An 11,903-nucleotide genomic window follows, 5' to 3' on the forward strand; every position below is an offset into this window, starting at 1 on the left:
TCCCTATTTGTTGTCCACTGTCGCTGGGTGCCGGGCTCCCCCCCCACCCGCAGCCCCCCGCCCCCCGGGACCGGGGTCACTTCACCCGGCCGTACCAGACGCTGCGGCTCCAGATCTTCTCCAGCCGCACCCGCCCGCCGGGTTTGGGGGAGTGCCAGATCTTCCCGTGCCCGGCGTACATCCCCACGTGGTACACGTTGCTCCCGTAGTGGAAGAAGACCAGGTCACCACGGGTCCGTGAGGACTTCCGGATGTGCCGGACGCTGTTGTACTGGGCGCCCGCGGTGCGGGGGAGCTTCTTGCCCGCCTTCTTGAAGGAGTAGAAGGTGAGCCCGGAGCAGTCGAACCTGCCGGGGCCGGCGGCCCCGTACTGGTACGGCGCGCCCCTCTTGGACGCCGCGATCTTCAGCGCCTTGGCGGAGACCGCCGCCGCGTCTGCCTGCTGGGCGAGCTCCGGCAGTACGGCGGGACCGGCCACGGCGGCCGCCGTGAGGGCGGAGACGGCTCCGAGCCGGCACAGGACCCCGGACATGGCTGTTGGCGCACTCATGCGCAACCCTTCGTCGTCCGCCTGCGAAGGATGACCTGTCGGGTTCGGGCAGGCGAAGATGCCCGGCCGCGGCTGCGGCTTCACCCCAAGGGTCCGGCGACCGGCGCCGGACCCGTACTGCTCGGGTCCTCCGCTCCTGCCGATGAGTCGTCGTCGACCTGGCATCCGCGCGGCGGCAGGATTCGGCGTCCGCGCGGACCGCCCCGCCGGGATGACGGGGGCTTGTCGTCGAAGGGATGATCACCCACCGAAGCGGCCGATTCCCAGCGCAACCGGTCGAATGTGAGTCTGTTCACGACTCACCTATTTGGGTGGACTCCGCGACACGGGACCCGGACCGACGACTGGAAAGGAGTCGAACACCAGGGATGGAGCGTCAGATTCCGGATGTGTGCGGCCATATCGTGCAACTCGGGGCCACTCGGCCGTCCACGGCAGATACAACGATCGGGCGAGTCCATTCGGTTCGAGTTCGCGCCGCCCGAACGGAGCAGTGTGTCGTGACGCTCCGTCAGCGGGGCTGCGGCGGCAAGGTGACCTGCCCGGTGCGCCGTTCGCCGTCCAGCACCCGCAGCGCCCGTTCCATCGTCGCCGTGTGCACCTCGCTCTCCCCGCGCATGTGCATCAGCGTCAGCGCGTCACGCAGCTCCGTCGCCCTCCCCACCAGGGCCTGCGCGGCGCGCAGCGCCCCGTAGGTGTCCCGGGAGCGGGACGGGTTGATCCTGCCCAGCAGGTCCACGACCTCCAGATAGGTGTCGATCAGCTCGCCCTCGGCCCGCGTCAGTGCGGGGAGCGGGGGCAGTTCGGGCACCACGGCCGGTCACCGCAGGGCGCGCGGGGCGCGGCCGGCGCCGTCCTTGCGGCTCAGCGTCAGCCGGTCCACCAGGCCGTAGGCGAGGGCCGACGGGGCGTCAAAAATGGTGTCGCGTTCGATGTCGGCCCCGATCCGCTCCGGTGCCTGGCCGGTGTGGCGTACCAGCAGCTCCTCCAACTGCTCCCGACGGCGGAGCAGTTCCCGGGCCTGGATCTCCAGGTCCGCGGTGGTGCCCTGGATCACCTCCGCGAACGAGGGCTGGTGGATCAGCACCCGCGCGCCGGGGGTCATCAGCCGTTTGCCGGGCGCTCCGGCGGCGAGCAGGACGGCCGCCGCCGAGGCCGCCTGGCCGACGCACACCGTCGACACGTCGCAGCTGACGAACTGCATGGTGTCGTAGATCGCGGTCATCGCGGTGAAGGACCCGCCGGGAGAGTTGATGTAGAGCGAGATGTCCTGCTCCGGGGCGGCGGCCTCCAGGTGGATGAGCTGTGCCATCACGTCGTTCGCCGAGATGTCGTCGATGGGTGTCCCGAGCAGGACGATCCGCTCCTGGAGCAGCTTGGAGTACGGGTCCATGGTCCGGACGCCCTCGCTGGTGCGCTCGGTGAACTCGGGCAGGACGTGGCGGGCGGTCGGTCGAAGCATCGCTGCACCTCCGTGGGCACCCGGGCAGGGGTGCCCGTCGCTGTAAAAAATGTACAGGACGTACATCTCGTTATGATGGGGAGCATGGCCCACGAAGTCCCGGTGACACAAGCGCGTGCGGAGCTGGCGGAACTGATCAACCGCGTCGTCTACGGCGGTGAGCGGGTGGTCGTGACGCGTCACGGCAAGCCGCTCGTCGCCCTGGTGTCCGCCGCTGACCTGCAACGACTCCAAGAACTGGATGCCGCTCCCGAGGAGGCGGTGGTCAGTACGGTCTCCTCGGTGCGCGGGGCGGTGTCCGCCACGGGCGAACGCCGCCGGTTCGGCATCGCCGCGGAGCACCGCGGTACGACGGACGCCCACCACGACGGGGCCTGAGCGGCTCGTGGCGGCGGGCGCGCACGGCCCCCGGGCGGCTCTGCGCCGTGGCGGCCGCGGACCAGGCGAAAGCCCACAGCGCGGATCTGTGGGGGCCGATCCGCCGCCCTCCCGGAGAGGGCCGTGCGCAGGCTCGCCGGGCGGCCGGGGCGGGGGTGCGCCCGGGTGGTCGCCGGACTCGTGTCGTACGCGGAGGAGCCGAAACGCCGTGGCATGCTGCCGGAGGACGCCGAGCACGACGAGGTCGCCCGCACCCCGCTCCCACGCGCGCTCGCCGGCTTCACCCCGGAGCCCGGGAGTTAACGCGGACGAAACGCCGCCGAACTAGCCTGCGGCTGCCGGACAACGGCAGAGCGGATCCGCCGGCCGGGGACGCCCCCGCGGGTCCGTTCACCCGGGACGACTGCGAGGTGTGGCCATGCAACTGACCCCCCACGAGCAGGAACGCCTGCTCGTCCATGTCGCCGCGGACGTGGCGGAGAGGCGGCGGGCCAGGGGCCTGAGGCTCAATCACCCGGAGGCCATCGCCCTGATCACCTCGCACCTCCTCGAGGGCGCCCGGGACGGCCGCAGCGTCGCCGAACTCATGGCCTCCGGCCGCAAGGTGCTCACCAGGGACGACGTCATGGAGGGCGTGCCCGAGATGATCCACGACGTCCAGGTCGAGGCCACCTTCCCGGACGGCACGAAGCTCGTCACCGTCCACGAGCCGATCGTCTAGGGGGCGCCGCGTGATTCCAGGGGAGATCCTCCACGCGGGCGAGCCCGTCGTGCTCAACGCGGGCAAGCCGGTCACCCGGCTGACCGTGCTCAACTCCGCCGACCGGCCGGTCCAGGTCGGTTCCCACTACCACTTCGCCGAGGCCAACCCGGGTCTCGTCTTCGACCGCGCCGCCGCCCGCGGCAAGCGCCTGGCTGTCGCCGCCGGGACGGCCGTGCGCTTCGAGCCCGGCATCCCCGTCGAGGTCGAGCTCGTGCCGCTGGGCGGCGCGCGGATCGTGGCGGGGCTGCGCGGAGAGACCGGAGGTGCTCTCGATGGCTGAGCTCCCGCGTGCCGTCTACGCCGACCTGTTCGGGCCGACCACCGGGGACCGTATACGGCTCGCCGACACCGACCTGCTGATCGAGGTCGAGCGGGACCTGTCGGGCGGCGCCGACGGCTCCGGCGACGAGGTCGTCTTCGGCGGCGGCAAGGTGATCCGCGAGTCGATGGGGCAGGCCCGCGCCACCCGGGCCGAGGGCACCCCCGACACGGTGATCACCGGCGCCGTCGTCCTGGACCACTGGGGCGTGGTCAAGGCCGACATCGGCATCCGCGACGGGCGGATCGCGGCGCTGGGCAAGGCCGGCAACCCCGAGACCATGGACGGCGTCCACCCGGACCTCGTCATCGGACCCGAGACCGAGGTCATCGCCGGCAACGGCAGGATCGTCAGCGCCGGGGCCGTCGACGCGCACGTCCACTTCATCTCCCCGACGATCGTGGACGAGGCGCTGGCCTCCGGCATCACCACGCTCGTCGGCGGCGGCACCGGTCCCGCCGAGGGCACCAAGGCCACCACCATCACGCCGGGGCCCTGGCACCTGGCGCGGATGTTCGCGGCGCTGGAGCACTACCCGGTCAACATCGGCCTGCTCGGCAAGGGCAACACCGTCTCCCACGAGGCGATGCTCTCCCAGTTGCGGGGCGGGGCCGTCGGCTTCAAGATCCATGAAGACTGGGGCGCCACCCCGGCCGCCATCGACGCGTGCCTGACGGTGTGCGAGGCGACCGGCGCCCAGCTCGCCGTCCACACCGACACCCTCAACGAGGCCGGTTTCGTCGAGGACACCCTCGCCGCCATCGCCGGCCGGGGCATCCACGCGTACCACACCGAGGGCGCGGGCGGCGGGCACGCGCCGGACATCATGACCGTCGTCGCCCACCCCAACGTCCTGCCGTCCTCGACCAACCCGACCCGGCCGCACACCGTCAACACCGTCGAGGAGCACCTCGACATGCTGATGGTCTGCCACCACCTCAACCCCTCCGTGCCCGAGGACCTCGCCTTCGCCGAGTCGCGGATCAGGCCCGGCACGATCGCGGCCGAGGACGTCCTGCACGACCTGGGGGCGATCTCGATCATCTCCTCGGACTCGCAGGCCATGGGGCGGGTCGGCGAGGTCGTCCTGCGCACCTGGCAGACCGCGCACGTCATGAAGCGGCGGCGCGGCGCCCTGCCCGGCGACGGACGGGCCGACAACCTGCGCGCACGTCGATATGTCGCCAAGTACACCATCAACCCCGCCGTCGCCCAGGGCCTCGACGGCGAGATCGGCTCGGTCGAGAGCGGCAAGCTCGCCGACCTGGTGCTGTGGGACCCGGCGTTCTTCGGCGTCAAACCGCACCTCGTGCTCAAGGGCGGCCAGATCGCCTACGCGCAGATGGGCGACGCCAACGCCTCCATCCCGACCCCGCAGCCGGTCCTGCCGCGCCCGATGTTCGGCGCGATCGGCGCCGCTCCCGCCGCCAACTCCTTCACCTTCGTGACGCACACCGCCCTCGAGGACGGCCTCGCCGAACGCCTGGCCCTCGGCAAGCAGTTCCTCCCGATCCGCGACACCCGGCGCGTCACCAAGGCGGACATGCGCGAGAACGACGCCATGCCGCGCGTCGAGGTCGACCCCGACACCTTCACCGTCCGCATCGACGGAGACGTCGTCGAACCCGCCCCGGCCGTGGAACTCCCCATGGCCCAGCGGTACTTCCTGTTCTGAACGGAGCAGGGGGACGATGAACCGCGCCGCGCTGCTGCTGCTCGCCGACGGCCGCTTCCCCGCCGGGGGCCACGCCCACTCCGGAGGGGCCGAGGCGGCCGTCACGGCGGGCCGGATCACCGGCCCCGGCACGCTCGAGGAGTTCTGCCGGGGCAGGCTGCACACCACGGGCCTGGTGGCCGCGGCGCTCGCCGCCGCGGCCGCCGCGGGCGCCGACCCGCTCGTGCTGGACGAGGCCGCCGACGCCCGTACCCCCTCGCCCGCGCTGCGGCAGACCGCCCGCCGCCTCGGCCGCCAGATGACGCGGGCCGCCCGCGCCGCCTGGCCGTCACCCGCGCTCGACGCGCTCGCCGCCGCCCGGCCGCGGGGGGCCCACCAGCCCGTCGTGCTCGGCGTGACGGCCCGGGCCGCCGGGCTCAGCCCGCTGGACGCCGCCCACGCGGCGGCGTACGAGGCCGTGACCGGCCCGGCCACCGCCGCCGTACGCCTGCTGAGCCTCGACCCGTTCGCGGTGACCGCCGTCCTGGCCCGGCTCGCCCCGGACCTGGACGAGGTCGCCGCCCGGGCCGCCGACGCCGCCCACCGCTGCCTCACCGAGGGCACCGATGCCCTGCCGGCCGCTTCCGCGCCCCTGCTCGACGTGTACGCCGAGGCCCACGCCGGATGGCCCGTCCGCCTCTTCGCCTCCTAGGGGGACCCCTCATGCACCTCGACCACGACCACACCGTCTTCCCGCAACGGCACACCTGGGCCACCCCCACGGCCCGCCCCGACGGGAGCCCGCGCGCCCTGCGCATCGGCCTCGGCGGTCCGGTCGGCTCGGGCAAGACCGCCACCGTCGCCGCGCTGTGCCGCGCGCTGCGCGAGGAGTTGTCCATCGCCGTCGTCACCAACGACATCTACACCCGCGAGGACGCCGACTTCCTGCTGCGCAAAGCCGTCCTGCCGCCCGAGCGGATCGCCGCGGTGGAGACCGGCGCGTGCCCGCACACCGCGATCCGCGACGACATCTCGGCCAACCTCGAGGCCGTCGAGGACCTGGAGGACTCCGTCGGGCCGCTCGACCTCGTCCTGGTGGAGTCCGGCGGCGACAACCTCACCGCCACCTTCTCCAAGGGCCTGGTCGACGCACAGGTCTTCGTGATCGACGTGGCCGGCGGCGACGACATCCCGCGCAAGGGCGGCCCCGGGGTCACCACCGCGGACCTGCTGGTCGTCAACAAGACCGACCTCGCCCCGTACGTCGGCTCGGACCTCGGCCGCATGGCGCGCGACGCGAAGCGGCAGCGCGGCGACCTGCCGGTGGTCTTCACCTCCCTCGTCGCCGAGAACGGCGTCGCCCCCGTCGCCGAGTGGATCCGTACGCGGCTGGCGGCCTGGGCAGCGGTCCCCGCGTGAGCGGCGTCCACGCCACCGCCCGGATCACCGCCGTCCCGGACGGCCGCGGCGGCACGGCGCTGCCCGAACTCACCGGCGAGGGGCCGCTCGCGCTGCGCCGTACGCGCTCCGCCGACGAACGGGCGGCCCGGGTGACGGTCGTCGGCGCCATGAGCGCGCCGCTCGGCGGCGACCGGCTGGCCGTGCACGTCACCGCCCGGCCCGGCGCCGTGCTCCACGTGGACGCGGCGGCGGCGACCGTGTCGCTGCCCGGCCGGAGCGGGGAGCAGGCGCGGTACGACGTACGGCTCACCGTCGGCGAGGACGCCGTGCTGCACTGGCTGCCGGAGCCGCTGATCGCCGCGGAGGGCAGCGACCTGCTCATGACCACGACGGCCGAACTCGCCCCGGGCGCCCGCCTCGTGCTGCGCGAGGAGCAGATCCTCGGCCGGGCGGGGGAGCGGCCGGGCCGGCTCACCACCCGCCTCACGGTACGGATCGGCGGCCGTCCGCTGCTGGACCAGGAGCTCTACTTCGGGCCGGGCGCGGCGGGCTGGGCCGGACCCGCCGTCCTGCACACGCACCGGGCGGCGGGCCAACTGCTGGTCGTGGACCCCGCGTTCACGGACAAGCCGGTGGAGGCACGGGTGCCGGTGCGGGACGCCGAACGGGGCGAGGCCGTGCTGACCCCGCTCGCCGGTCCCGCCGCGCTGCTGACCGCCCTCGCCCCGGACGGGCTGTGCCTGCGCCGCATCCTGTCGGCTAGCGTGGCCCCGTGACGTCGATAGACACCGAGAATCCGGGCCGCTACGGCCCCAGCGCGACCACCGAGGCCCAGCCGGAGCAGGTCGGCCCCGTCCGCACCGAGTACGCACCCGCCCACGACGGCGACCCCGACCCGGGCGAGATCGTCTGGACGTGGGTGCCCTACGAGGAGAACGACGGCCGCGGCAAGGACCGCCCGGTCCTCGTCGTCGCGCGGGAGCGGACCGACACGCTGCTCGCCGTGCAGCTGTCCAGCAAGGAGCACAACGACGACCGCGAGTGGGTCGCCATCGGCTCCGGCCCGTGGGACAAGTCCGGCCGCCCGTCCTGGGTGAACGTCGACCGCGTGCTGCGCGTCCACCCCGACGGCATGCGCCGCGAGGCCTGCGCGCTGGACCGGGGCCGCTTCAACATCGTCGTGAACCGGCTCAAGGAGCTGTACCGCTGGCGCTGACGCGCACGCGCAACGGCCCCGGGGGCGGCTACCGCCCCCGGGGCCGGGGCCTTCACGGCGTCACGGCTTCACGTCGGCGACGACCGCGTACTGCGTCGACTCGTGCTCCACGATGCACTCGCGCAGCCCGACCCGCCGCGCCTTGAAGTCCTCGCTCGCCAAGTACGCGAGGTACTGGTCGAGCGACCGCCACTCGCTGGTCACGATCCAGCTGTCCGGGTCCGCGTGGGACCGGCACAGCTGCGAGCTGATGAAGCCGTCCGCCGAGACGATGCCTTGGTGCACGAGGTCGTATGCCGCCGCATACTGATCCCCCTTGCCCTCGTGAAGCCGAATCCGCAGAACGACGCGTGTCTTCGGTGTGCTGTCCATGGGACCTCGATCCTTGGGGGCGCGAGGACCGTGCGCACGCCGCAGCCGCGCTCAGGACGGTGGCGTGGGGCCCGGGCGGGCCGCTCGATCGCACGGGGCGGCGCGGGAGTCGCGTGGCAGGGGCCGTCGAGCACGGGTCCCGGGACGGTCGCCCGGGGGACCGCCTCGTCCATCCCGGGGGGATGGGGCGCCCAGTTACCGCCGTCCCTCGACTGTGCGGCCGCCACCTGGGCGGGGCAAAAGGCGCTGGGCCGAACGGGTGAGCCCCATCAGCCGCTACGGGACGGGGGCCCCGGTCAGCAGGCCGGTCAGCACCGCCGCCGCCCCGGCCGCGCCGCCGCGGTGCAGCACCTCCGTACGGTGGACCAGCCGCGGCGCGGTGAGCGGCACCACGGCGACGCCGGCCGCCCCCTCGGCCGCGGAACGCGGCAGCAGCGCCAGACCGAGCCCCGACCTGACGAGTTCCAGCACCGTCCGGACCTCGGGCCCCTCGTGCCGCACCCCCGCCCGGAAGCCCTCACCGGCCGCCGCCGGATGCAGCAGCGCCGGTGGCAGCGCGGCGGCCGGCGCGTCCACCCACAGGGCGTCCGCGAGGTCCGTCAGCCGCACTCCCCGCCGGCGGGCCAGCGGATGATCCTCCGCCAGGACCACCGTCAGGTCCTCCTCGGCGCAGCGCACCGCGTGCAGCGGGCCGGCCTCGGGCAGCCGCAGCGGATCGCTGGGCGCCGCCGCGCCGTCGACCAGCCCGACGTCGAGCTCTCCCGCCGCCACCCCGGCGACGACCTCCGCGCGGTCCAGCACCCGCAGCGTCACCCGGGCGCGCGGGCGCAGTTCCCGCAGCCGTGCCAGGGCCCTCGCCGTCCGGGCACCGGCCGCCAGGGGCGAGGCCCCGGCCACGACCCGGGAGGAGGGGGAGCGGGCCGCGCGCACGACCTCGGCGCGTGCCGCCGCGAGCCGCAGCAGCAGCGGCTCGGTGTGCTCCAGCAGCCGGGTCCCCGCCTCCGTCGGCACCACCGGCCGCCTGCCCAGCAGGTCCACGCCGAGATCCGCCTCCAGCGCGGCGATGTGCTGGGAGACCGCGGACTGGGTGTAGCCCAGTTCGCGCGCGGCGGCCGAGAAGGACGCGTGGCGGGCCACGGCGGCGAACGTGCGCAGCAGGTGCGGATCCATGGCCCATCAGTATCCCTTATCGCCGGTCCGCACATCATCGTTGGACGTGATGCCGGGCCGGGCCGGAGGATGCGGACCATGACCGAAGCAACCGGCGGCCCCCCGGCCGCGGCCACCACCGCCACGCCCACCGCCCGCCTCGCCCTGGTCGGGGACCGCTCCGAGTCCGTCCGTTCCCACCGCCGGATCCCGCGCCTGCTCGACGCGCTCCGCGAGCGCGACGGCCTGGTCCTGGACGCCTGCTGGATCCCCACCGAGGACGCCGAGGAGGCCGCGGCGGCGGGGGAGTCCGCGGTCGACGGCTTCGACGCGGTGTGGACGGTGCCCGGCAGCCCGTACCGCAGCGAGCCGGGCGCCCTCGCCGCGGTCCGCACCGCGCGGGAGCGCGGCATCCCCTTCCTCGGTACCTGCGCGGGCTTCCAGCACGCGCTGCTGGAGTTCGCCCGGAACGTCTGCGGCGACAGCGGCGCCCGTCACGCCGAGAACGACCCCGCCGCCGGGGACGGCGCCCTCATCGTGCCGCTCGCCTGCTCGCTCGTCGGCCACGAGGGCGCCCTCCGGCTCGCCCCCGGCTCCCGCGCCCGCCGCCTGCTCGGCGCGGCGGAGACCGTCGAGCGCTACCACTGCGCGTTCGGCCTCGACCGCGGCCGGCTCGACGACCTGACCGCGCACGGTCTGCGGTTCACCGGCCACGACCCCGACGGTGAACCCCGCGTCGCCGAACTCCCCGGCCACCCCTTCTACCTGGCGAGCCTCTTCCAGCCGGAGCTGGCCGGCGACGGCTCCGTACCCCATCCCTTCGTCAGGGGCCTCGCCGAGGCGGCCGTGGAGCACGCCGCCAACCGGCGCTCCCGTCTTATGCGTTGGTAAAGAAACACTCATAAGATCTTCTCCCCGGGGCCTCCGGGACGAAAGGATCCCCCTGCAGTTGCGTTCAGGCCGCCACAAGCGGCACCAACAGCAGGGGGAGTTCATGGTGAGACGCACGGCCGTGCTCGGGCTGACCGCGGCCCTGATAGCCGGCACCGTCGCCACGGCGGCACCGCAGACCGCGGTCGCCCGCAGCGCGCCGAAGGACCACGGACACAGCGGCGCCGCCGAGGCCCGCGGCGTACGGATCGCCGCCGCGCACGCCGCGAAGAAGGGCATCGACTGGGCCGCGTGCCCGGCCGACTGGGGCATCGCGAACCCCGTCCAGTGCGGCTGGGTGACCGTGCCGGTCGACTACGCCAAGCCCTCCGGCAAGACGATCAAGATCGCCGTGGACCGCATCGGCAGCACCGGCACCGCCGCCGAGCGCCAGGGCGCCCTCATCTACAACCCGGGCGGCCCCGGTGGTTCCGGCATGCGGTTCCCGCTCCGCGTGACGACCAAGAACCCGATCTGGGCGGCGACCGCCAAGGCCTACGACTTCGTCGGATTCGACCCGCGCGGCGTCGGCCACTCGGCGCCCATCTCCTGCGCCGACCCGCAGGAGTTCGTGAAGGCCCCCAAGGCCGACCCGGTCCCGGACGACGAGGCCGACAAGCGGGCGCAGCGCAAGCTGGCCGCCGAGTACGCGCAGGGCTGCAAGGAGCGCACCGGCGCCGCCGTGCTCGCGCAGATGACGACGGCCAACACCGCCCGCGACCTCGACGTCATCCGTGCCGCCCTCGGCGAGCGGAAGCTCAACTACCTCGGCGTGTCCTACGGCACCTACCTCGGCGCCGTCTACGCCACGCTCTTCCCGTCGCACGTGCGCCGCATGGTCGTCGACAGCGTCGTCAACCCAGACCGCGACCAGATCTGGTACCAGAACAACCTCGACCAGGACGTCGCCTTCGAGGGCCGCTGGAACGACTGGAAGGCCTGGGTCGCCAGGTACGACTCCGTCTACCACATCGGCAACACCCCGGCGAAGGTCCAGGCGAAGTGGGAACAGTTGCGGGCCGCCGCCAAGGCGCACCCCATCGGCGGGGTCGTGGGCCCGGCCGAACTGCTCGGCCTCTTCCAGAGCGCGCCGTACTACGACTCGTCGTGGGCGGCCGTGGCCGGGATCTGGAGCGCCTACCTCGCGGGTGACACCCAGGCGCTGGTCGACGCCGCGGCGCCCGACCTGTCGGACACCGCGGGCAACATCGCCTCGGAGAACGGCAACGCGGTCTACACGGCGGTTGAGTGCACCGACGCCAAGTGGCCCCGTGACTGGCGCACCTGGGACCGCGACAACACCCGGCTGCACGCCAAGTACCCGTTCCTGACCTGGTCCAACGCGTGGATGAACCTGCCGTGCGCCACCTGGGGCGTCCCGCAGCAGAACCCCGTGGAGGTGCGGACCGGCCACGGCCTGCCGCGCGTCATGATCGTCCAGAGCACCCGTGACGCGGCGACGCCGTACACCGGCGCCGTGGAGCTGCACAAGCGGCTCAAGGGCTCGCTCATGATCACCGAGAAGGGCGCCGGTTCGCACGGCGTCACCGGCCTGGTCAACCCCTGCATCAACGACCGGGTCACCGGCTACTTCGTGACGGGCGGGCTCGACCGGTCCGACGTGACGTGCGCCCCGCACGCCACGCCGGTGCCGCCCACGAGCTGACCCTCCGCGGTACACAGGCGGACGGCCCCGCGGCGCCCACAGG

Annotated in this window: 16 protein-coding genes and 1 riboswitch; of the genes, 11 read left to right on the top strand and 5 right to left on the bottom strand. The window is 73.7% G+C overall.

What is annotated here, in order from left to right; all coding sequences use genetic code 11:
• Window positions 1–76: 76 nt before the first annotated feature.
• The 3 genes from ACFV3E_RS13565 to ACFV3E_RS13575 all read right to left on the bottom strand — a co-directional run bounded on the left by ACFV3E_RS13565 (window position 77) and on the right by ACFV3E_RS13575 (window position 2,012).
• Window positions 77–550, bottom strand: coding sequence for a C40 family peptidase (locus ACFV3E_RS13565; protein ID WP_500331259.1), 474 nt, complete (start codon window positions 548–550; stop codon window positions 77–79).
• Between the two features lie 3 nt (window positions 551–553).
• A riboswitch (cyclic di-AMP (ydaO/yuaA leader) is annotated at window positions 554–713 on the bottom strand.
• Window positions 714–1,061: 348 nt separating this feature from the next.
• Entirely contained in the window at window positions 1,062–1,364 is a 303-nt protein-coding gene (locus tag ACFV3E_RS13570) for a hypothetical protein (protein ID WP_500534844.1), read from the bottom strand.
• A 6-nt stretch (window positions 1,365–1,370) separates the two neighbouring features.
• On the bottom strand, window positions 1,371–2,012 hold the full coding sequence (locus ACFV3E_RS13575; protein ID WP_500534845.1) for an ATP-dependent Clp protease proteolytic subunit: 642 nt from the start codon (window positions 2,010–2,012) through the stop codon (window positions 1,371–1,373).
• Window positions 2,013–2,096: 84 nt separating this feature from the next.
• On the opposite strand from ACFV3E_RS13575, the gene ACFV3E_RS13580 reads away from it, so the two are divergent.
• From ACFV3E_RS13580 to ACFV3E_RS13620, 9 genes are all read left to right on the top strand, one after another.
• Complete coding sequence (locus ACFV3E_RS13580) at window positions 2,097–2,390, top strand: type II toxin-antitoxin system Phd/YefM family antitoxin (protein WP_500370990.1); 294 nt, start codon at window positions 2,097–2,099, stop codon at window positions 2,388–2,390.
• 123 nt (window positions 2,391–2,513) lie between these two features.
• Window positions 2,514–2,693, top strand: coding sequence for a hypothetical protein (locus ACFV3E_RS13585; protein WP_500534846.1), 180 nt, complete (start codon window positions 2,514–2,516; stop codon window positions 2,691–2,693).
• A gap of 115 nt (window positions 2,694–2,808) precedes the next feature.
• On the top strand, window positions 2,809–3,111 hold the full coding sequence (locus tag ACFV3E_RS13590; protein ID WP_499510356.1) for an urease subunit gamma: 303 nt from the start codon (window positions 2,809–2,811) through the stop codon (window positions 3,109–3,111).
• A gap of 10 nt (window positions 3,112–3,121) precedes the next feature.
• Complete coding sequence (locus tag ACFV3E_RS13595; RefSeq protein ID WP_499510355.1) at window positions 3,122–3,433, top strand: urease subunit beta; 312 nt, start codon at window positions 3,122–3,124, stop codon at window positions 3,431–3,433.
• Window positions 3,426–5,147 (top strand): urease subunit alpha, encoded by a 1,722-nt coding sequence (locus ACFV3E_RS13600; RefSeq protein ID WP_500534847.1) that lies wholly within the window; start codon window positions 3,426–3,428, stop codon window positions 5,145–5,147. Before ACFV3E_RS13595 ends, ACFV3E_RS13600 begins: the two co-directional genes overlap by 8 nt.
• A 16-nt stretch (window positions 5,148–5,163) precedes the next feature.
• A complete protein-coding gene (locus tag ACFV3E_RS13605) occupies window positions 5,164–5,838 on the top strand; it encodes an urease accessory protein UreF (protein ID WP_500534848.1) in 675 nt (224 codons plus the stop codon).
• An 11-nt stretch (window positions 5,839–5,849) separates the two neighbouring features.
• Window positions 5,850–6,545 carry an urease accessory protein UreG gene (gene ureG, locus ACFV3E_RS13610; RefSeq protein ID WP_500534849.1) on the top strand — a complete coding sequence of 232 codons (696 nt, stop codon included), beginning with the start codon at window positions 5,850–5,852 and terminating at the stop codon, window positions 6,543–6,545.
• On the top strand, window positions 6,542–7,303 hold the full coding sequence (locus tag ACFV3E_RS13615; protein WP_500534850.1) for an urease accessory protein UreD: 762 nt from the start codon (window positions 6,542–6,544) through the stop codon (window positions 7,301–7,303). The genes ureG and ACFV3E_RS13615 overlap by 4 nt, the downstream gene beginning before the upstream one ends.
• Complete coding sequence (locus ACFV3E_RS13620; RefSeq protein WP_499510350.1) at window positions 7,300–7,743, top strand: type II toxin-antitoxin system PemK/MazF family toxin; 444 nt, start codon at window positions 7,300–7,302, stop codon at window positions 7,741–7,743. The genes ACFV3E_RS13615 and ACFV3E_RS13620 overlap by 4 nt, the downstream gene beginning before the upstream one ends.
• A gap of 60 nt (window positions 7,744–7,803) precedes the next feature.
• On the opposite strand, the gene ACFV3E_RS13625 is transcribed toward ACFV3E_RS13620, so the two are convergent.
• Both ACFV3E_RS13625 and ACFV3E_RS13630 read right to left on the bottom strand, forming a co-directional pair.
• Window positions 7,804–8,115 carry an antibiotic biosynthesis monooxygenase family protein gene (locus tag ACFV3E_RS13625; protein ID WP_499510349.1) on the bottom strand — a complete coding sequence of 104 codons (312 nt, stop codon included), beginning with the start codon at window positions 8,113–8,115 and terminating at the stop codon, window positions 7,804–7,806.
• A 276-nt stretch (window positions 8,116–8,391) separates the two neighbouring features.
• Window positions 8,392–9,285 carry a LysR family transcriptional regulator gene (locus ACFV3E_RS13630; protein ID WP_500534851.1) on the bottom strand — a complete coding sequence of 298 codons (894 nt, stop codon included), beginning with the start codon at window positions 9,283–9,285 and terminating at the stop codon, window positions 8,392–8,394.
• A gap of 78 nt (window positions 9,286–9,363) precedes the next feature.
• On the opposite strand from ACFV3E_RS13630, the gene ACFV3E_RS13635 reads away from it, so the two are divergent.
• Window positions 9,364–10,155: a CTP synthase C-terminal region-related (seleno)protein gene (locus ACFV3E_RS13635; RefSeq protein WP_500534852.1), complete on the top strand. Its 792-nt coding sequence runs from the start codon at window positions 9,364–9,366 to the stop codon at window positions 10,153–10,155.
• A 106-nt stretch (window positions 10,156–10,261) separates the two neighbouring features.
• Window positions 10,262–11,860, top strand: coding sequence for an alpha/beta hydrolase (locus ACFV3E_RS13640; protein WP_500534862.1), 1,599 nt, complete (start codon window positions 10,262–10,264; stop codon window positions 11,858–11,860).
• Window positions 11,861–11,903: the final 43 nt, after the last annotated feature.

Origin of the sequence: Streptomyces sp. NPDC059718 (genome assembly GCF_042733315.1) — a bacterium.
GTDB lineage: Bacteria > Actinomycetota > Actinomycetes > Streptomycetales > Streptomycetaceae > Actinacidiphila.

Bases quoted from the DNA above. Each gene is read 5' to 3' on its own strand.
- ACFV3E_RS13600 (WP_500534847.1), top strand. From the start codon at position 3,426: ATGGCTGAGCTCCCGCGTGCCGTCTACGCCGACCTGTTCGGGCCGACC.
- ACFV3E_RS13590 (WP_499510356.1), top strand. From the start codon at position 2,809: ATGCAACTGACCCCCCACGAGCAGGAACGCCTGCTCGTCCATGTCGCC.
- ACFV3E_RS13605 (WP_500534848.1), top strand. From the start codon at position 5,164: ATGAACCGCGCCGCGCTGCTGCTGCTCGCCGACGGCCGCTTCCCCGCC.
- ureG (WP_500534849.1), top strand. From the start codon at position 5,850: ATGCACCTCGACCACGACCACACCGTCTTCCCGCAACGGCACACCTGG.
- ACFV3E_RS13635 (WP_500534852.1), top strand. From the start codon at position 9,364: ATGACCGAAGCAACCGGCGGCCCCCCGGCCGCGGCCACCACCGCCACG.
- ACFV3E_RS13575 (WP_500534845.1), bottom strand. From the start codon at position 2,012: ATGCTTCGACCGACCGCCCGCCACGTCCTGCCCGAGTTCACCGAGCGC.
- ACFV3E_RS13565 (WP_500331259.1), bottom strand. From the start codon at position 550: ATGAGTGCGCCAACAGCCATGTCCGGGGTCCTGTGCCGGCTCGGAGCC.
- ACFV3E_RS13625 (WP_499510349.1), bottom strand. From the start codon at position 8,115: ATGGACAGCACACCGAAGACACGCGTCGTTCTGCGGATTCGGCTTCAC.
- ACFV3E_RS13580 (WP_500370990.1), top strand. From the start codon at position 2,097: ATGGCCCACGAAGTCCCGGTGACACAAGCGCGTGCGGAGCTGGCGGAA.
- ACFV3E_RS13630 (WP_500534851.1), bottom strand. From the start codon at position 9,285: ATGGATCCGCACCTGCTGCGCACGTTCGCCGCCGTGGCCCGCCACGCG.